This window comes from Streptococcus sp. SI1 (genome assembly GCF_030439945.1).
Taxonomy (GTDB): Bacteria; Bacillota; Bacilli; order Lactobacillales; family Streptococcaceae; genus Streptococcus; species Streptococcus intermedius.
Genome location: NZ_JAQFJE010000002.1, coordinates 32,535 through 52,710 on the forward strand (window position 1 = coordinate 32,535; position 20,176 = coordinate 52,710).

Consider the following 20,176-nt stretch of genomic DNA (forward strand, 5'->3'; position numbering starts at 1 on the left):
TTATATTACTCTCATTTTTTAATAGGGTGGAGTGTTTCATTGGTTAATCCTTATCAAAATTCTTTTTCTAATATTGCAAAAGCTGAAAAAATTTTTCAGCTTTTTTATTTATTTTACGAATAAACAGATAAAGTAAATTTTCATTCAGTTTAGGAGGAAAAATGTTAGAGGTAATCGTCGCAAAAATCAAAGAGTATAAAATTTTAGTTGCTTTAAGTCTGATTGGTTTGATCATAGCAGGATTTTTTATGATGACTAGTAAATCTGCTAGACAATCTAATGTGGGAGATATTGTACAAGAGACCACAAATGCAAAACTAGAACGGAAAGAAACTTCAACTGAAACGAAGAAAAAACAACAGAAAGAAGAAACAGAATCTCAAAAGAATTTAGCGAGTGAAGAATTGGAATTTTTAACTGTAGATGTTAAAGGTGCTGTTAAAAATCCAGGTATTTATCAATTAAAAAAAACGAGCCGAATCAATGATGCTATCCAAAAAGCGGGTGGACTAACAACAGACGCTGACAGCAAATCTATCAATTTGGCTCAAAAACTAACAGATGAGGCTGTGATTTATGTGGCAGCTATAGGTGAAAATGTAACAAATGCTACAAGTAATAATGGACAAACTTTAACGAAAGATACCAATGAAACTGCGGCACAAAAAGGGAATAAGGTCAATCTAAATAAGGCTAATTTGTCTGATTTACAGTCTATTTCTGGTATCGGACAAAAGCGCGCCCAAGATATTTTAGATTATCGTGAGGCAAATGGAAAATTTAATTCTGTTGATGATCTTAAAAATATATCAGGAGTTGGTGCTAAAACATTAGAGAAATTGAAAGAATATGTCACAGTGGATTAAGATATTTCCGATCAAACCAATTTATATTGCTTTCTTACTTGTCTGGTTATATTTTGCAATCTATCAAAGCAATTGGTTGGCAGGAGTGGGATTGATCTTTCTGTTAATTCGTCTTTCTCGCATATATTCGCTAAAAGAATGGTTTACAACTTTCATGATTCTCGCTTGTTTTGCTGTTTTTTTCCTTGTTCGTAGGGAATTGGCGAATCGGAAGATAAAAGTAGAAGCTCCTCCTGTAAGACAAGTTGCGGTTTTACCTGATACAATTAAGGTAAATGGTGATTCGCTTTCTTTTCGTGGTAAAGCAAAAGGACAGACATATCAAATTTACTACAAATTGAAATCAAAAGAAGAAAAGTTGGCTTTTCAAAATCTATCCAGTCTTGTCACATTAACTGTTGAGGGGGAATTTGAATCTCCTGAAAAGCAGCGCAATTTTTCTGGTTTTGATTATCAAGCCTATCTAAAAACACAAGGGATTTATCGAATTTTAAAGGTGGATCAAATTTTGTCTAGCCAAGATAGGGTTAGCTTCCAACCGTTTGAGCGGCTGTCTAGCTGGCGAAGAAAAGCATTGGTTTTCATTAAGAGAAATTTCCCAAATCCAATGAGCAATTATATGACAGGGCTTTTGTTCGGAGCTTTGGATACAGATTTTGGTGAAATGAATAACCTTTATTCGAGCTTGGGAATTATTCATTTATTTGCATTGTCTGGTATGCAAGTTGGTTTTTTTATGGAAGGGTTTCGTAAGTCACTGTTGAGATTGGGGTTTACGCAGGAAATAGTTCATAAGTGTCAATATCCATTTTCTTTTTTTTATGCTGGAATGACAGGTTTTTCAGTATCCGTTGTACGGAGTTTAATCCAGAAATTATTGTCACAACACGGCATTACTAAGTTAGATAATTTTGCTTTAACAATAATGGTGTTGTCCTTGATTATGCCCTCCTTTCTTTTAACAGCAGGAGGAGTACTTTCTTGTGCGTATGCTTTTATCATTAGCGTTTTAGATTTTAAAGGCCTGACTCCTTATAAAAAGATTATTATAGAGAGTATTGTCATTTCGCTTGGCATTTTACCAATTTTAATCTTTTATTTCGGAGAATTTCAGCCCTGGTCTATTTTATTGACTTTTGTTTTTTCGTTGATTTTCGATATAGTGATGTTACCGGGGCTAACGATAATTTTTCTTGTTTCCCCTTTCATAAAACTCACTCAAGTTAATTTTCTATTTGAATGCTTAGAAAGTAGCATTCGCTGGTTAGCAAGTATGTTTAGCAGACCAGTCGTTCTTGGCAAACCTAATCCACTTTTGCTAATCGCTATGTTGCTTGTATTAGCTATCTTGTATGATATTCGGCAAAATAAAAAATGGCTGATATTTCTTAGTCTGTTTCTTTCATTACTCTTTTTTGTAGCTAAATTTCCTTTACAAAATGAAATCACAATGATTGATGTCGGGAAGGGAGATAGTATTTTTATGCGAGACTGGAGAGGGAGCACTGTATTGATTGATGTTGGCGGACGTGAAGAAATTAGAAAAAAAGAAAGTTGGCAAGAACGTATAAGTAGTTCAAACGCAGAGAGAACGCTGATTCCATATCTTAAAAGTCGTGGTGTAGATACGATTGATACTTTAGTCTTAACAAATCCAAATTCAGATTATGCAGGAGATGTATTAGAAGTTGCTAAAAAGTTTTCGATAAAGAAAATTTTTATTTCCAGAAGTAGTTTGAATGATGCAGACTTTTTAAATAAATTAAAGGAGACAAGGGCGTTTGTTCATGTCGTAAAACAAGGAGACAAACTTCCTATTTTTGATCATCATTTGCAAGTTCTTTCTGGTACGAATAAGAATGATCAATCGCTAGTTTTATATGGTCAATTTTTTCGTACAAGGTTTTTATTTATGAGCAATTTAACAGAAGAGGATGAAGTAAAGCTAATGCAACTTTATCCAAAACTAAAAACAGATGTCTTGAAGGTTGGGCAACATGGATCCCAAAATTCATCAAGTTCTAAGTTCTTACAGCAAGTAAGACCAGTGATTGCCCTCATCTCTACTGGGAAAAACAATTCATCCAAATCGCTAAGTCAAGAAACAATTGAGCGATTCGATCGGTTAAATACAAAGATCTATCGAACAGATAAACAGGGGGCTATTAAGTTTTTGGGTTGGACAACATGGCAATTAGAAACTGTTCAGCAACCATAGTTTTAAAATGGAATTACGTTGATTTATTAGGAAGAGTGTGATATGATAATTAAAAATAAAAGTTTAGGAGATGTATTATGTTTACAGCTTATAAAAAGTTTTGGACTCATTATGCTGATTTTGAAGGAAAATCAACAAGATCTGAGTATTGGTGGTCTGTTTTGTGCAATGTTTTGATTACACTGCCATTTGGTATGATAGCTTTTGGGTCGATTTTAACTGCAATTTTCAACATTGTGCAACAAGCAGCTTACTATCGGGAAGAACTTGGTGAATTTGATCCAAGTGTTTTTATAGCTAGCTTAGGTTCTACATTCATTATTATTATTTTATTGAGTATTTTCTGGGTAGCAACTTTAGTTCCAAATTTGGCAATTATTGTGCGTCGCTTGCGTGATGCTGGCTATCATTGGGCATTCATATTTTTATATGTAGCTCCTGCGCTTTTGATGTGGGTTCCACTTTTAAATATCTTAGCTGTTTTAGCTGTGCTGCCATGTTCTATTACTCTTATTGTCTTACTTTGTATGCCAACTAAAGAAGTGCAAACATCTACTGTTTACCAAGGACAATTTACGACACAACAAATGCAATCTCAAACGCAACAATTTACTCAATCGCAAGAATCAGTACAACCTCAAGCGATGAAAACAGAAGTAACACCAGTTCAACAAGAAACAAAAGTGACAGAAATGGCCGATCAAGATCAAGCTATTGAATCGGAAGAGAAAGATTTAACCTCAGCTATTACGGAAAATGAACAATTAAAAAAAGATGGACTCGGACAATAGAGGACATTTTACAGTTAAATAATTAGGTATAAAGAAAAGCTCAGTGAATGAGCTTTTTAAGTTTACAATATTAAATAAGGAGCGGAGCTAGTTTTTATTAGGATCGTTATGAAAATCAATTATGAGGCAAATTATTGCAATAGCAAAAATAAATAATATGATTCCGAGGATGATTTTTATCATCATATTTGAAAAGTAACATAAAGCGATAAACAAGAGTAAAAATAAACCAAGACCACATAAAATTACTTCCTTTTCAATTTATTATAACATAAAGAAATGATCTGATTTTATTCGATTGTTTAGATAGAAAAGTATGTGTGTCCTTACAGTTTGATTTTAGAAGTTTTTGACACAGGCAATGTCTCTACATAAAAAGTCAGCTAAATGAAGGGAAATTTGGTATGATAAAGGTAATCATATAGCTAGGAGAATGGTCGTGGAAAATAAAGTACGGTACAATTGGGCCACTTTAGGTACAGGTGTAATCGCCAATGAATTAGCACAGGCTTTGGAGAAATTGGGAGGTAAACTCTATTCTGTTGCCAATCGAACGTATGCAAAAGGTGTAGATTTTGCACAGAAATATGGTATTGAAAAGGTCTATGACAAGATAGATGACGTATTTAGGGATGATAATGTGGACATTATCTATATTTCTACACCGCACAATACGCATATTGATTTTTTACGAAAAGCATTAAAAAATGGAAAACATGTTCTATGCGAGAAGTCTATTACACTTAATTCTGAAGAATTAGAAGAAGCTATCTTCCTAGCGGAACAGCATCATGTTGTTTTAGCTGAAGCTATGACCATTTATCATATGCCGATTTATCGTCAATTAAATAAAGTAATTTCTAGCGGGCGATTAGGCGACTTAAAAGTGATTCAAATGAACTTTGGTAGTTATAAAGAATATGATATGACAAACCGTTTCTTTAATCGTCAGCTTGCAGGCGGAGCCCTTTTGGATATTGGTGTATATGCCTTATCATTTGTTCGCTGGTTTATGACATCTCGGCCCAATCAAATTCTTTCACAAGTGAAGTTTGCACCAACAGGCGTTGATGAGCAGGCGGGGATTCTTTTGACGAATGCTGAAGGAGAAATGGCAACTTTGACCTTGAGTCTCCACGCTAAACAGCCTAAGCGTGGAACAATTGCTTATGATAAAGGCTATATTGAAATATATGAATATCCTCGAGGGCAAAAGGCAGTTGTTACTTATACTGAAGATGGACATCGAGAAATTATAGAAATGGGAAAGACGAGCGAAGCTTTAATGTATGAGGTTCTTGATATGGAAGAAGCAGTAGCTGGTGACAAAGATGAGATGTACTTGCATTATAGTCGTGATGTCATGAAAATCATGACAGATTTACGAAAAGAATGGGGAATGACCTATCCTGAGGAAGAAAAGTAATTGAGTATAGAAGAGGAGAAAACAATGGAACACTCAGCTTGGCATAGTTTGATTAAGCAACAATTACCTGATGGTTATTTTGGTAAAATTAATTATTTTTTAAATCAGGTTTATTCATCAGGCACGATCTATCCGCCGCGTGAAAAAGTATTTAATGCGATACAAACGACTGATTTAGTAGATGTAAAGGTGGTAATTTTAGGACAAGATCCTTATCATGGTCCGCGTCAAGCGCAGGGGTTGAGCTTTTCAGTACCAGATGATATTCCAGCGCCGCCCTCTCTTCAAAATATTTTGAAAGAATTGGCAGATGATATCGGCATGAAAGAATCTCATGATTTGACATCTTGGGCGCGTCAAGGAGTACTGTTGCTAAATGCGAGTTTGACTGTTCCTGCTGGGCAAGCAAATGGGCATGCTGGTCAAATTTGGGAACCGTTTACGGATGCCGTTATTAAGGTTGTCAATGAAAAAGATACACCTGTTGTTTTTATTCTCTGGGGTTCTTATGCACGCAAGAAAAAGGCATTGATTACCAATCCAAAACATCTCGTTTTGGAATCTCCTCATCCGAGTCCTTTATCAGCTCATAGAGGTTTTTTTGGAAGCAAACCTTTTTCTAAGACAAATGCTTTTCTGACATCTCAAGGGATGGAACCGATAAATTGGTTGGTATAAGTGGTTTGAGCTATGAAAGGAGAAGAATGGTTAAATTAGCAACGATTTGCTATGTGGACAATGGAAAAGAATTTCTGATGTTATATCGAAATAAAAAGCCCAATGATGTCCATGCTGGCAAGTGGATTGGTGTTGGTGGAAAATTAGAAAATGGCGAAACACCACAGGAGTGTGCTGTCCGAGAAATCTTTGAAGAGACAGGATTGCGCGTGAAAAAGCCGATATTAAAAGGTATTATCACTTTTCCAGAGTTTACACCGAACCATGACTGGTACACTTATGTATTTAAAGTGACAGAGTTTGAGGGAGAACTGATTGACTGCGATGAAGGTACTTTAGAATGGGTACCTTATGAACAAGTTCTATCTAAACCAACTTGGGAGGGAGATCTTACTTTTATATCTTGGATTTTAGAAGAAAAACCGTTTTTCTCGGCCAAATTTTCTTACAAAGGAGAGACGTTAGTGGAGAGCCATGTTGATTTTTATGAAGATTAAGGAGAAAATTTATGTTGTTAATTAAAAATGGTCGGCTTATGGATCCTAAATCTGGTTTAAATCAGATTTGTGATATCTTAATGAAGGATAAAAGAATTCTTCAAATTGGTCAAGATTTGAAAGTAGAAAATGCTCAGGTAATTGATGCAACTGGATTGGTGGTAGCACCAGGATTGATTGATATCCATGTTCATTTTCGTGAGCCTGGTCAGACACATAAGGAAGACATCCACACAGGTGCTTTGGCAGCGGCAGCAGGTGGATTTACAACGGTTGTCATGATGGCAAATACTACTCCAACAATTTCAACAGTTGAAACGTTACAAGAGGTCTTGAAAACAGCCGATCATGAAAACATTCACATTAAATCAGTTGCAACCATTACAAAAAACTTTGATGGAAAGCATTTAACTGATTTCAAAGGTCTTTTAGCAGCAGGAGCTATTGGTTTTTCAGATGATGGGATTCCATTAAAAAGTACCAAAGTAGTTCGCCAGGCCTTGGAAGAAGCCGACAAAAATGGTACATTTATTTGTCTTCATGAAGAGGATCCAGAACTGAATGGCATACTCGGTTTCAATGAGCAGATTGCCAAAGAACATTTTGGTTTTTGCGGTGCGACAGGTGTTGCTGAATATAGCATGATTGCGCGTGATGTCATGATTGCACACGCAACCAATACTCATATTCATATCCAGCATTTATCCAAGGCTGAGAGTGTAAAAGTTGTAGAATTTGCTCAGCAATTGGGAGCTAACGTAACGGCAGAAGCAGCGCCTCAGCATTTTTCTAAAACAGAGAACCTATTGTTACTAAAGGGAAGCAATGCAAAAATGAATCCACCCCTTCGTTTGGAATCAGACCGTTTGGCAGTCATTGAAGGGCTTAAATCAGGAGTAATTTCGGTTATTGCGACAGACCATGCACCTCACCATATCGATGAAAAAAATGTAAAAGATATCACCCAAGCACCGTCTGGTATGACAGGTTTAGAGACGTCGCTTTCGCTTGGCTTGACGTATTTGGTGGATGCAGGTCATTTGACACTTATGCAGTTGCTGGAAAAAATGACGATTAACCCCGCACAGCTTTATGGTTTTGACGCGGGTTATCTTGCTGAGAACGGTCCAGCCGATCTCACGATTTTTGATGCAAATGCCGAACGCATGATAACAGAAGATTTCGCCTCAAAATCAATTAATTCACCATTTATTGGCGAAAAATTGAAAGGTATTGTGCATTATACTATCTGTGATGGGAAAATCGTCTATGGCGATAGATCATAATTATGGTATAAGGTTGGAAATGCTTTTCAGCCTTATTGTATTATTTTCTTATAATTTTTAGAACATTTTCTGTTTCTTAAGATATAAAAATGATACAATAGAGACGTTAAAAGAGTCCCGAAAAGGTAGTCAAAGGTTAAATATTGACCGTAGAGACTAGTGCTTTGTAACTTTTTAACGTAAGTCTGTTTACAGATTTTCAAGTAACTTCCTAGCAATAATAGAATTTCTAGGGACAATATTTCATTAAAAGGGGGACATAAATATGTCAGAACGTAAACTTTTCACATCTGAATCTGTATCTGAAGGACATCCAGATAAGATTGCGGATCAAATTTCAGATGCCATTTTAGATGCTATCTTGGAACAGGATCCAGAAGCTCATGTGGCTGCTGAGACGGTTGTTTATACAGGCTCTGTCCATGTTTTTGGAGAAATCTCTACAACTGCTTATGTGGATATTAACCGCATAGTTCGTGATACGATTGCAGAGATTGGCTACACAAATGCTGAATATGGCTTTTCGGCAGAGACGGTGGGAGTGCATCCGTCGCTTGTTGAGCAATCACCAGATATTGCACAAGGGGTGAATGAGGCCTTAGAAATTCGTGGGAATGTTGATCAAGATCCACTTGATTTGATTGGCGCTGGAGATCAAGGTCTTATGTTTGGCTTTGCTGTAGATGAAACACCAGAGTTGATGCCGTTGCCCATTTCTCTGAGTCATAAATTAGTCCGTCGTTTAGCAGAACTTCGTAAATCTGGAGAAATTGCTTATCTTCGTCCAGATTCAAAATCTCAAGTAACGGTTGAATACGATGAAAACGATCAACCTGTCCGTGTTGATACTGTAGTTATTTCCACTCAACATGATCCAGAAGTAAGCAATGAACAGATTCATCAAGATGTGATTGAAAAAGTCATTAAAGAAGTGATTCCTATGGAATATTTAGATGGAGAAAGTAAGTTTTTTATCAATCCAACTGGTCGATTTGTTATTGGTGGACCTCAAGGGGATTCAGGCTTAACTGGTCGTAAGATTATTGTTGATACATATGGGGGGTATGCACGTCATGGCGGTGGAGCCTTCTCTGGGAAAGATGCTACGAAAGTCGATCGTTCAGCGTCTTATGCTGCGCGTTATATTGCTAAAAATATTGTTGCAGCAGGTTTAGCTAAGAAAGTAGAAGTTCAGTTGGCTTATGCTATCGGGGTTGCACATCCAGTATCAGTTCGCATTGACACTTTTGGTACAGGTAAGGTCTCAGAAAGTAAGATTCAAACAGCAGTTCGACAAATCTTTGACCTTCGCCCAGCAGGTATTATTCAAATGCTTGATCTGAAACGACCGATTTATCGTCAGACTGCTGCTTATGGCCATATGGGACGTACAGATATCGACCTTCCGTGGGAAAGACTTGATAAAGTAGATGAGTTGAAAGTAGCTTTTAACTAATCGTAGTAGCCCAGTCTTTCATACTATTGAGATGAGTTGGAAAGCAAGGCTTTTGATAAAAGTGGTTTTTGATTTTTGGAAGTAAACAGCGTTGTAATCCACTATATAAGAAAAGATGATTAGCTTCGTTAACAGTGTAGTGCAGGTATGAGATGACAAATAGACTTTTGTTTTAGAGCCTTCTAGAATGTAACAAAAACAAACTAGTTCTGTCATCATTATATAACAAGAATGACAAGTGGATTAGATTTCTTTAAAAGGATAGGCATTTCAGAAAAACTGTGTTATAATAAAGTGCAGTATATTTGATTTAAAATTCCCTGAAAGAGCTAAAAATGAAAAAAATTGTAATTAATGGTGGTCGCCCCTTAAAAGGAGAGGTGACCATTAGTGGTGCTAAAAATAGTGTAGTCGCTTTAATTCCAGCAGCAATCTTATCTGATGAAATCGTAACTTTGGATTGTGTGCCAGATATTTCAGATGTTGTAAGTTTGATTGATATCATGGAAGCCATGGGGGCAACTATCGAGCGCCAAGATGATACACTTAAAATTGATCCTCGTGGGATAAAAAATATGCCGATGCCTTATGGAAAAATCAATAGCTTGCGTGCTTCTTATTACTTTTATGGTAGCCTGCTAGGCCGTTATGGTGAGGCGACGGTTGGTTTACCTGGAGGCTGTGATTTAGGTCCGCGTCCTATTGACTTGCATTTAAAAGCCTTTGAAGCCATGGGGGCTACTGTGTCTTATGAAGGAAATTCCATGAACCTTTCGACAGGAGGCAAACGACTTCATGGGGCTAGTATTTATATGGATACAGTAAGCGTTGGAGCGACTATTAACACCATGCTTGCGGCAGTAAAGGCAAAAGGGCGTACTGTCATTGAAAATGCAGCGCGTGAGCCTGAAATCATTGATGTAGCGACACTTTTGAATAATATGGGAGCACATATTCGAGGAGCCGGTACTGATATTATTATTATTGAAGGTGTTGACGCGCTTCATGGAACTCGTCATCAAGTCATTCCAGATCGAATTGAAGCAGGAACTTATATCTCAATGGCAGCTGCAATTGGTGAAGGAGTGCAAATCAACAATGTTCTTTATGAACATTTGGAAGGTTTTATCGCTAAATTAGAGGAAATGGGAGTTCGTATGACTGTTTCTGAAGATAGTGTTTATGTTGAGAAACAGCATGATTTGAAAGCAATCAATATTAAGACTGCTCCCTACCCAGGATTTGCGACAGACTTACAACAGCCCATTACGCCGCTTTTATTGATGTCTAAAGGACGTGGCTTGATTATTGATATGATTTATGAAAAACGAGTAAATCATGTTGCTGAATTAGCTAAAATGGCAGGTAAGATTTCAACAAGCGCCAATCACGTTGCTTATGAAGGCCCTAATCAATTGCAAGGGGCAGTCGTCAAAGCAACTGATTTGCGAGCAGGAGCAGCTCTTGTAATCGCAGGATTGCTAGCTCACGGAAAAACTGAGATTACAAATGTAGAATTTATTTTGCGTGGCTATTCAAATATTATTGAAAAGTTGACTAATTTAGGAGCAGACATTCAACTTGTTGAAGAGTAACTCTGAATAGTGTTGGCACGATGAAGTGAAATAGCTCAGTTGGTACGCGCCAGCTGAGCTTTATCTTAGAGGTAAGATATGAATTTGTGGACAAAATTGGCAGAATTCGCCTTTATAGAAACAGAACATTTAGTATTGCGTCCCTTTTCCTTTATGGATAGTGAAGATTTTTATAAAATTGCTTCCAATCCTGAAAATTTGCGTTTCATTTTCCCTGTGCAGGCTAATTTACAAGAAAGTCAACATGTATTGGCTAATTATTTTATGAAATATCCTCTTGGCATTTGGGCGATTTGTGATAAATCTTCTAAGCAAATGATTGGTTCTATCAAATTTGAAAAAGTGGATGAGATAAAAAATGAGGCAGAACTCGGCTATTTTCTTAACAAAGATTATTGGGGACGCGGTTTGATGACTGAATGTGTCAAAAATATTATTTATCTTTCTTTTACACAATTTGGGTTTAAGAAGTTACGGATTGTCACTCATCTGGAAAATAAAGCTAGTCAACGAGTTGCTCAAAAGTCTGGTTTTCGGTTTGGTCGTCAATTTAGGGGAAGTGATCGTTATACACGTAAAATGCGGGATTATTTAGAGTTTTTCTATGAAAAAGGAGACTTTCATGAGTAAACATCAAGAAATTATCGCTTATTTAGAAGAATTACCAGTAGGAAAACGTGTGAGTGTACGCAGCATTTCTAATTTTTTGGGAGTGAGCGAAGGAACTGCCTATCGAGCGATTAAAGAAGCGGAAAATCGTGGATTGGTAGAAACACGTCCTCGTAGTGGAACGATTCGCGTAAAATCTTCCAAAGTGGAGCTGGAGCATTTGACATTCAAGGAAATCGCTGACATTACAAGGTCTGAAGTTCTGGCTGGTCAGGATGGACTTGAAAAAGAGTTCAACAAATTCTCAATTGGAGCAATGACTGAGAAGAATCTCTTACGCTACTTAACAGAAGGAGGTCTCTTGATTATTGGAGACCGCACACGTATTCAACTATTGGCTTTAAAGCATGAAAATGCTGTTTTAGTGACAGGTGGTTTGGATGTAAGCCACGATGTCTTAAAATTGGCAAATCACTTAAGTATTCCTGTTTTAAGATCCCAGCATGATACCTTTACAGTTGCAACCATTATCAATCGGGCATTGTCCAATATGCAGATTAAAACAGATATTTTAACAGTGGAGCAAGTGTATCGAGGGAGTCATGAATATGGATTCTTGAAAGATACTGATACCGTTCGTGATTTTATGGATTTGGTTCGGAAAAATCGCAACAGTCGTTTTCCTGTAGTGAATCAGCATAATATGGTAGTTGGTGTGGTAACAATGCGTGATGCTAGTGATAAATCACCTCACACTATTTTGGATAAAGTGATGACGAAAAATATCTATGCCGTCACTTTAAATACTAGTATTGCCAATGTTAGTCAGCGTATGATTACAGAAGATTTTGAAATGGTGCCAGTTATTCGCAACAATCAAACTCTACTTGGAGTCATCACGCGTCGTGATGTCATGGAAAAAATGAGTCGCGACCAAGTCTCTAGCCTGCCCACTTTCAGCGATCAAGTCTCTCAAAAACTGAGTCATATTAATGATGAATTTACTTTTGTTGTAGAGCCTTTTATGTTAGGAAATAACGGTGTCTTATCTAATGGTATTTTGACAGAAATTTTAACGACAGCAACGCATCAGTATGTGACATCTGGCAAGAAAAATATTGTCATTGAGCAAATGACAATTTATTTCTTACAAGCTGTTCAAATTGATGAAACCTTGATACTCCGTCCAAGAATAGTTCGACAAACAAGGCATTCTGCCATTTTAGATTATGATATTTATTTAAAACTTCAATTGGTTGCAAAAGCGACGATTACAGTAAAGATAAACTAATACTTCAGATATTAAGGAGAAAGAATGATAACTTTAAAATCACAACGTGAAATTGATTTAATGGATAAGAGCGGAGCATTTCTTGCCAGTATCCACATTGGTTTAAGAGATTTGATTAAACCAGGTGTTGATATGTGGGACATAGAAGAATATGTTCGTAGACGCTGTAAAGAAGATAATGCGCTTCCTCTTCAAATCGGTGTGGAAGGAAGCATTATGGACTACCCTTACGCTACCTGCTGTTCTTTGAATGACGAAGTAGCGCATGCCTTTCCACGTCATCGCCAATTAGTTGAGGGCGATTTAGTCAAAGTAGATATGGTTGTTGGTTTGGTTGATAAAGCAGAATTGGATGTTTCTAAACTGGATTTTAATAATGTGGAACAAATGAAGCACTATACAGAAAATTTTCGTGGTGGTGTTGCAGATTCATGCTGGGCTTATGCAGTTGGGCAAGTGAGCGAAGAAGTACGACAGTTAATGGCTGTTACGAAAGAATGTCTATATCGTGGAATTGAAGTTGCTCGGGTTGGTAATCGGATTGGTGATATCGGTGCAGCGATCCAAGAATACGCGGAAAGTTATGGTTATGGTGTTGTTCGTGACTTGGTAGGACATGGTGTCGGTCCAACCATGCATGAAGAACCAATGGTACCTCATTACGGACGTGCTGGACGCGGATTGCGTCTCCGTGAAGGCATGGTCTTGACCATTGAGCCAATGATTTCAACGGGCACTTGGGAAATTGACACAGATTTTGAGACGGGTTGGGCGCACAAAACGTTAGATGGCGGACTTTCTTGTCAATATGAGCATCAGTTTGTGATTACCAAAGATGGTCCTGTTATTTTGACCAGCCAAGGGGAAGAAGGAACGTATTAAAAATAGGAGTGGAAGAGGGGCTTTTTGCTCCTTATTCTATAGGAGATAGGATGAGAAAGTTTGGTACTAAGATTGGGAAAAATCCATTTTTACAAGCCTTTTTTAGATTTTATCAGGCGTCTGAAATTGATTTGACAAGCATTGCAGTAGCTTATTATTTGTTGATTTCAATTTTTCCATTGCTTTTAATCGTTGTAAATATACTGCCTTATTTTCGAATTCCAATAGCAGAATTTTTAGAAGCGATAGAAGGTGTTTTGCCAGAGTCACTTTATGAAATGATCGCGAAGGTCATTCGCAATGTATTAACACAACCTTCTTCTGGCTTGTTGAGTTTTTCCATTCTCTCAGCCTTATGGGCTTTTTCACAATCAATGTCTTTTTTACAAAAAGCTTTTAATAAAGCTTATGGAGTTGCAAAAGATAGAGGGATCATTTCACATCGGTTATTTAGTTTAGTGATGAGTATAGGCTTACAATTACTTTTTGCGTTCTCTCTTTTACTAACGATGTTTGGACGGATGTTCCTTCGGTTACTTCACAGCTTATGGAGATTTGATAATCAGCTTTATGTCAGTCTACAAAAGATGACTCAACCAACTATTTATACTTTGTTGTTTCTTTCTTTATTGATGCTATATTACTTTTTACCTAATGTCAAAATTAGAAAGGTTCGATATGTTTTACCAGGAACAGCTTTTGTAGTCTTTATAATTGGCGGTTTGTTAAACTTATTTTCAGTTTATTTGGACACTTATGTAAATCACTTAATGGATATTCGCTTTTTTAGTTCTGTTTTTGTTGTGGTCGTGATGATTTGGTTTATTCTTATTGCCCAAATACTCATTGTTGGTGCAATTCTAAATGCAAGTTATCAAAGTTGTTACGAAAAAGAATTTGAAACTAGGCACAAGCAATTAATAACGCGGCTTATCAAAAATAAACAGAAGTTCAAATGAACTTCTGTTTTTCGTTCTCTTTATTGCATTTGCAACAAAATGTGGTATAATATTTCTGAAGGAGATAATATGACGATTTTACGAGAGATTGGTATCATTGCGCGAGCGCTAGATTCAATGGCAAATATTGAATTTCGCCATGTTGATTTGGCCAAAGGACAATATTTGTATTTGGTTCGTATCGTAGAAAACCCAGGAATTATTCAGGAGAAACTATCTGAATTTTTGAAAGTAGACCGGTCAACTGTTGCTCGCTCCGTCAAAAAGTTAGAAAGTAAAGGTTTGATTGAAAGAAGGGGTGCAGCTGGAAATCTAAAAACGAAAGAGCTTTTTGCGACAGATGCAGGAAGAAGACTCTACCCGTTTATCTTGGCAGAACATATGTATTCTGAGCAGCAGGCTTTGACAGGATTTTCAAAAGAAGAAGCTCAATTGTTAGAAAAAATGTTATCAAAGGTGCGACAAAATATTACTGATGATTGGGAATTGGTAAAAAAAGGACAAAAAAGAAATTATTGAGAGGTGTGAAATGAAAGTCATAGTTGAAAAGGAATTTTGGGAGTTATTTCCTCAAGCACAAATTAGTATTATGGTAGCTAAAGGATTGGATAATAGTGTTGATGAAAGTAAGGATACTTATTTTAAATCTTTATTAAATAAGGGAAGTAAGCGAGCAGAAACTTTTATTGAAGATGACACGTTTACTCAAAATATTGTGATTCAAGAATGGCGTAATGCTTTTAGTAAGTTTAGAACTAAAAAAGGCGCTCGTTCTTCTATTGAGGCTCTTTTAAAAAGGGTAAGTCAAGGTCGTGAGTTCAATCCAATCAATCCGTTGGTGGATCTTTATAATAGCGTATCACTTTCCCATGCTGTTCCTTGTGGGGGTGAAGATATGGCTAAAATTCAAGGCGATTTACATCTTGGCAAAGCAGAGGGAGGAGAGGCTTTCTTTCCGCTTGGCGCAGAGACGAATGCACCGGCTCTTCCAGAAGAAATCATCTATTATGATGATGAAGGAGCTGTTTGTCGTTGTTTTAACTGGAGGGAAGCACAACGAACGATGTTAACGGAAGGGACAACGGATGCGGTATTAGTCATTGAAGCGATTAATGAAGATCAAGCAAAGCGTGCGCAAGTAGCTATGAATGAATTGAAAAGTTTAGTTGAAGATTATTTTGGTGTGAAAGGGGAAATTACTAATCTGACAATAAATCAACCAAGCGTAGAAATGTAAAAATAAAAAGCTTTTAAACAGAACCACCTATCATGTAATGGACAGTGAACTGCACCCCAAAAGTTAGACACAAAATCTAACGATTGGGGTGTTTTTTTGATGAAATTAACTTATAAAGATAAAGTAACTATCTATGAGCTGAAAAAGGGTGGTGTGTCATGGACTCGAATCAGTCAACTATACAGTTTAGATAAAGCCAATCTCAAGTACATGATAAAACTCATAGATAGGTATGGAATAGAGATTATTAAACGAACTAAAAATAACTCTTATTCTTCCGAGTTAAAGCAGAAAATGATCGATAAGGTTTTGATTGATGGTCAATCACGAAATCAAGTTGCCTTAGACTATGCCTTACCAACCCCTAGTATGCTTTCAAGATGGATAGCGGAATACAAGAAAAACGGGTATACTATTGTTGAGAAAACAAGAGGGAGACCAACAATGGGACGCAAGCCAAAAAAGAAGACTGAAGAGATGACAGAGCTAGAGCGACTTCAAAAAGAACTGGAATACCTTAGAGCGGAGAACGCCGTGCTAAAAAGGTTGAGAGATTACCGATTGAGAGACCAGGCAGAGCGCGAAAAGCAACAAGAATCATCCAAGAATTAAAAGATGAGTTTGCTTTAACGTTATTATTTGATATTTTAGACTTACCTCGTTCGAGTTATTATTATCATATCAACCAACTTAAACAAGTAGACAAAGACAAGGAACTTAAAGCTAAAGTCAAGGCGATTTATGATGAGCACAAAGGCAATTATGGCTATCGTCAGATTACTTTGGAACTAAGAAACCAAGGCTTTTTGGCCAACCACAAAAAAGTACAACGCTTAATGAAACTCATGAATTTGACTGCACGCATTCGGCGTAAACGTAAGTACTCATCTTATAAGGGCGAGGTTGGCAAGAAGGCTGATAATCTCATCCAGCGTCAGTTTGAAGCTTCAAAACCATACGAAAAGTGCTATACAGACATTACGGAATTCGCCATACCAGCCAGTTCCCAAAAATTATACCTATCACCAATTTTAGATGGTTATAATAGCGAGATTATTGCTTATCATCTATCGACCTCACCAAATTTAGAACAAGTCAAACTGATGTTAACGCAAGCTTTTCCAGATGATTATTATGAACATACAATTCTTCATAGTGACCAAGGCTGGCAATACCAACACCAGTTTTATCATGAATTTCTTCGTCAAAAAGGGATTCGTCCATCTATGTCCCGTAAAGGCAACAGCCCAGACAACGGCATGATGGAATCCTTCTTTGGTATCTTAAAATCAGAACTGTTTTATGGTTTTGAGAAAACCTTTAAGTCACTTGAAGAGCTGAAACAAGCCATTATTAATTATATAGATTATTACAATAACAAACGGATTAAAGTCAAACTAAAAGGACTTAGCCCTGTGCAATACAGGACTAAATCCTTTCAATAATTAATTGTCCAACTTTTTGGGGTCAGTACACAGTGTAAAATTATATAAGGAGGTTCTTTTTTTTGTGGCTAAAAAGAACGGAAATTTACAAAATATTTCTCTAAATTTAAATTACAGGTAGTTAGTTATCAAAGCGAAAGGATGTCCTCTATTGTTAAGAATATAGCTTAAAAAGCAGATAGCCAAATTTGAAATTGAACAAGAAAATATCATGAAAATCCCGAGTTCCTCAAACAGGATTTAAGAGTTTGTAAATCCTAAGATAAACAAAGAATAAAATGCTTGTCTACGCATGGAGAATGATATTTTAAAATCTTAAGGGCTATCCTCACTTTCTGAGAATAGCCCCTTTTATCAAGCAGGGAATGGTTGCAAAGTGGTCACTCTGTGTCCAGTTTATCCGCTTATCTCAGTTTTCTAAGTTCTTCTTACTTAATAGCAAATCACTATACAAATGGTTTTACACTGACTTGTCACAAAGTTATTGTAGGCCTATTTCATGTTTTGGGAAAGAAGCTTGTCATAAGACTAGCTCTTGTGAGAATTTCTTTTTACATTTTAAGAGTGAATCATTGAGATTATCCCCTTCACAGATTGGAGAAAAACTGATTCAGCAGCGAAAGACTATAGTGATAAATATAAGATGAGAGGCTACACGAAATTTTAAAGGGTATGGAGAATCACACATTGCGAACAACTATAGTTTTCTTACTGTTCATTTCAAGCTCTTTTATTTCTTTGATTTATTTTTAAATACAAATATTTTGCTAAAAACATAATTGAGTACAATAATAACGATTTGAGCAAACAGTGTTTCAATAGTATTGATCAATTTCATATCATGGTGAACAAACTGGCCGATGATATTTGGAAAAGTAGTAACAAAAATAAGTGTAAGTCCCATATCCAGTAAAAAGGTGGAAATCCGTGCAATTACAAACTTGATAAAACGAGAAAACCAGTTTTTTCTTTCTTGTTTAAAAACAATCGTATCGTTTGTCACAAAGGCAAAGAGGATACCAGCGATATTTCCCAATGCTGTAGCTAGCAATTCATTGCTTGTATAAGCGTAACAAAGCATACGAGTAAGAACAGCAACAACAGTTGTAGCAACACCAAAAAACAAATAAGACAAAATTTCATTCTCAAAAAAGTGTATAATATATTTTTTCATATATTTACTCTATCATATTTAAAAAAAATGTGCTATACTTGAAAGGCTGTATTAATGTTATCAATACAGTCCTTGGCGCTTAGTTTCCTTTCGCCAAGCATATTATACGCGGTTATAGCCGCCAAAGGAGAAAAAATGGAAAAATTTACTGTTCGTGATATGGCTCAAATTGCTTTGGTTGCTGCGATTTATGTAGCACTCACAATGACACCGCCCCTGAATGCTATTAGTTATGGAGCCTATCAATTTCGTATTTCGGAAATGATGAACTTTATGGCTTTTTATAAACCTAAGTACATTATTGGAGTCACATTAGGTTGCATGATTGCTAATTTATTTAGTTTTGGGCTTATTGATGTCTTTGTCGGTGGTGGCTCGACCTTGATATTTTTGAGTTTGGGTGTATATTTCTTTAGAAAATATATGAATGAATATCTATTTAATGGATTGATCAGTAAAGCCTTTTTTTATTTTGCAATTTTCTTTTCGCTTTCTATGGTGACTATTGCAGCAGAATTATATATTGTTGCCAAAGCTCCATTTTTCTTGACTTGGTTTACGACTGCAGCAGGAGAGTTCGCTTCACTCATTATTGGTGGAATTTTAATGGACAAGCTAAATAAGCGGATTGACTTGGGGAAATAAATGCTTTGAATAGCAGACTTAATAAAAAATCTGTCGAAAATTCGACAGATTTTTTATTAGTCTTGGAATTTAAATACTACAGAAGAATCATATAATTTCAAGATTTTTTCAAAAATAATTTTACTTGCCAGAGCTGCAAGAATTGGAACAATGAGCCATACAATAACTGCTAAAGCTACATTTAGTCCCGCATCAATAGAAGCTAATGGCCCAACCAAACCAACGAGACCAAAACCTGCTGACTGAGCAGTTCCGCTGACTGAGAAAAGAGCTACTGGGATAGCAGATATAACAGCTGTGGTCAAACACGGAACTAAAATAATCGGATATTTAAAAACATTTGGCATCATCAGTTTCATAGCTCCTAAAGCAATAGCTAAGGTCACACCTGAATTATTTACTTTCCAAGAATGAACAACCAAAGCAACAGCTGTAGCAGCAACTCCCATTGCTGAAGCACCAGCTGAAATTCCGTTTAATTGAATAGCTAAACCGATAGCTACGGTTGAGATTGGAGAAATGATAATAAAGGCAAATGAACAACAAATTAAAATCGACATCAATAGCGGTTGGAAGTGTGTAAATTCATTGATAACCACTCCAATGCCAGTTGTAATTTGTTTAACAAATGGCAAGAGCAGTAAGCCGATAAAAGCTGCACCTACCCCGACGACAATCGGCATAGCTACCACAGCTGTTGAACCGAATCGATCTTTAATCAACATAAGCATACCAACTGCGATGGCTGCGGTCAACATAGTGTTGATCAAATCACCTGTGCCAGCCCCAACATATTTACCGAGTTCAGTATTGAAAGTAACGACACCTGAAGCTACAAAAGCAGCTCCGGCAGTGACCATCATTTGCATGGGTTTAAATCCAAATTGTAAAGCAATTAATCCACCAATAATCAACGGCGTTGCTAGTTGGAAAATAACAGCGATATGAATAATAGTCTGTGCAATTGGTACAGTACTGAAATATTTCAAAATGGCTGATAAAACAGCGTTTGGAATTAAGCCAATAATAACTCCTAATGCTGTCCCTGCCAATACTTTATTGACAAAGATTTTTGCTGTCATCTTTTCTTGTACTTGTGTTTCCATCTAATTTCCCTTTCT

Annotated in this window: 19 protein-coding genes and 1 riboswitch; of the genes, 17 read left to right on the plus strand and 2 right to left on the minus strand. The window is 36.6% G+C overall.

Annotated features, from left to right (window positions below; all coding sequences use genetic code 11):
* The first annotated feature begins 161 nt into the window (after positions 1–161).
* From PCY10_RS02390 to PCY10_RS02465, 16 genes are all read left to right on the plus strand, one after another.
* Complete coding sequence (locus PCY10_RS02390; RefSeq protein WP_021002681.1) at positions 162–866, plus strand: helix-hairpin-helix domain-containing protein; 705 nt, start codon at positions 162–164, stop codon at positions 864–866.
* Entirely contained in the window at positions 850–3,084 is a 2,235-nt protein-coding gene (locus PCY10_RS02395) for a DNA internalization-related competence protein ComEC/Rec2 (protein WP_021002682.1), read from the plus strand. Before PCY10_RS02390 ends, PCY10_RS02395 begins: the two co-directional genes overlap by 17 nt.
* Positions 3,085–3,161: 77 nt before the next feature.
* Entirely contained in the window at positions 3,162–3,875 is a 714-nt protein-coding gene (locus tag PCY10_RS02400) for a DUF805 domain-containing protein (RefSeq protein ID WP_003072599.1), read from the plus strand.
* Between the two features lie 439 nt (positions 3,876–4,314).
* A complete protein-coding gene (locus PCY10_RS02405; protein ID WP_021002683.1) occupies positions 4,315–5,301 on the plus strand; it encodes a Gfo/Idh/MocA family protein in 987 nt (328 codons plus the stop codon).
* Positions 5,302–5,325: 24 nt separating this feature from the next.
* Complete coding sequence (locus tag PCY10_RS02410) at positions 5,326–5,979, plus strand: uracil-DNA glycosylase (protein ID WP_021002684.1); 654 nt, start codon at positions 5,326–5,328, stop codon at positions 5,977–5,979.
* 26 nt (positions 5,980–6,005) lie between these two features.
* Positions 6,006–6,476 (plus strand): 8-oxo-dGTP diphosphatase, encoded by a 471-nt coding sequence (locus PCY10_RS02415; RefSeq protein ID WP_021002685.1) that lies wholly within the window; start codon positions 6,006–6,008, stop codon positions 6,474–6,476.
* Between the two features lie 11 nt (positions 6,477–6,487).
* Positions 6,488–7,762 (plus strand): dihydroorotase, encoded by a 1,275-nt coding sequence (locus PCY10_RS02420; RefSeq protein ID WP_021002686.1) that lies wholly within the window; start codon positions 6,488–6,490, stop codon positions 7,760–7,762.
* A 265-nt stretch (positions 7,763–8,027) separates the two neighbouring features.
* Complete coding sequence (gene metK, locus PCY10_RS02425; RefSeq protein WP_021002687.1) at positions 8,028–9,218, plus strand: methionine adenosyltransferase; 1,191 nt, start codon at positions 8,028–8,030, stop codon at positions 9,216–9,218.
* A 335-nt stretch (positions 9,219–9,553) separates the two neighbouring features.
* A complete protein-coding gene (locus tag PCY10_RS02430) occupies positions 9,554–10,813 on the plus strand; it encodes a UDP-N-acetylglucosamine 1-carboxyvinyltransferase (RefSeq protein ID WP_021002688.1) in 1,260 nt (419 codons plus the stop codon).
* A 78-nt stretch (positions 10,814–10,891) separates the two neighbouring features.
* Positions 10,892–11,443, plus strand: a complete 552-nt coding sequence (locus PCY10_RS02435; protein ID WP_003072608.1) for a GNAT family N-acetyltransferase — start codon at positions 10,892–10,894, stop codon at positions 11,441–11,443.
* A complete protein-coding gene (gene spxR, locus PCY10_RS02440) occupies positions 11,436–12,713 on the plus strand; it encodes a CBS-HotDog domain-containing transcription factor SpxR (RefSeq protein ID WP_009568672.1) in 1,278 nt (425 codons plus the stop codon). The genes PCY10_RS02435 and spxR overlap by 8 nt, the downstream gene beginning before the upstream one ends.
* Before the next feature lie 24 nt (positions 12,714–12,737).
* The gene (locus PCY10_RS02445) at positions 12,738–13,595 is read left to right on the plus strand and encodes a methionyl aminopeptidase (RefSeq protein ID WP_003072610.1); all 858 of its coding nucleotides are present in this window, start codon (positions 12,738–12,740) and stop codon (positions 13,593–13,595) included.
* 50 nt (positions 13,596–13,645) lie between these two features.
* Complete coding sequence (locus tag PCY10_RS02450) at positions 13,646–14,554, plus strand: YihY/virulence factor BrkB family protein (RefSeq protein ID WP_125455272.1); 909 nt, start codon at positions 13,646–13,648, stop codon at positions 14,552–14,554.
* A gap of 69 nt (positions 14,555–14,623) precedes the next feature.
* The gene (locus PCY10_RS02455) at positions 14,624–15,073 is read left to right on the plus strand and encodes a MarR family winged helix-turn-helix transcriptional regulator (protein WP_009568668.1); all 450 of its coding nucleotides are present in this window, start codon (positions 14,624–14,626) and stop codon (positions 15,071–15,073) included.
* Positions 15,074–15,083: 10 nt separating this feature from the next.
* Positions 15,084–15,791: a B3/4 domain-containing protein gene (locus PCY10_RS02460; protein ID WP_021002690.1), complete on the plus strand. Its 708-nt coding sequence runs from the start codon at positions 15,084–15,086 to the stop codon at positions 15,789–15,791.
* Between the two features lie 99 nt (positions 15,792–15,890).
* Positions 15,891–17,236 (plus strand): IS3 family transposase gene (locus PCY10_RS02465; protein WP_164503716.1). Its coding sequence is split into 2 segments (ribosomal slippage): positions 15,891–16,329 and positions 16,329–17,236, totalling 1,347 coding nucleotides; the frame shifts between segments, so codons are not numbered across the junction.
* A 730-nt stretch (positions 17,237–17,966) separates the two neighbouring features.
* On the opposite strand, the gene PCY10_RS02470 is transcribed toward PCY10_RS02465, so the two are convergent.
* Positions 17,967–18,410 (minus strand): GtrA family protein, encoded by a 444-nt coding sequence (locus tag PCY10_RS02470; RefSeq protein ID WP_021002693.1) that lies wholly within the window; start codon positions 18,408–18,410, stop codon positions 17,967–17,969.
* 28 nt (positions 18,411–18,438) lie between these two features.
* A riboswitch (PreQ1 riboswitch) is annotated at positions 18,439–18,548 on the plus strand.
* On the opposite strand from PCY10_RS02470, the gene PCY10_RS02475 reads away from it, so the two are divergent.
* A complete protein-coding gene (locus tag PCY10_RS02475) occupies positions 18,546–19,055 on the plus strand; it encodes a QueT transporter family protein (RefSeq protein ID WP_003072618.1) in 510 nt (169 codons plus the stop codon). (Overlaps the previous riboswitch by 3 nt.)
* Before the next feature lie 56 nt (positions 19,056–19,111).
* On the opposite strand, the gene PCY10_RS02480 is transcribed toward PCY10_RS02475, so the two are convergent.
* Positions 19,112–20,161 carry a PTS sugar transporter subunit IIC gene (locus PCY10_RS02480; protein ID WP_003072620.1) on the minus strand — a complete coding sequence of 350 codons (1,050 nt, stop codon included), beginning with the start codon at positions 20,159–20,161 and terminating at the stop codon, positions 19,112–19,114.
* Between the last annotated feature and the right edge of the window lie 15 nt (positions 20,162–20,176).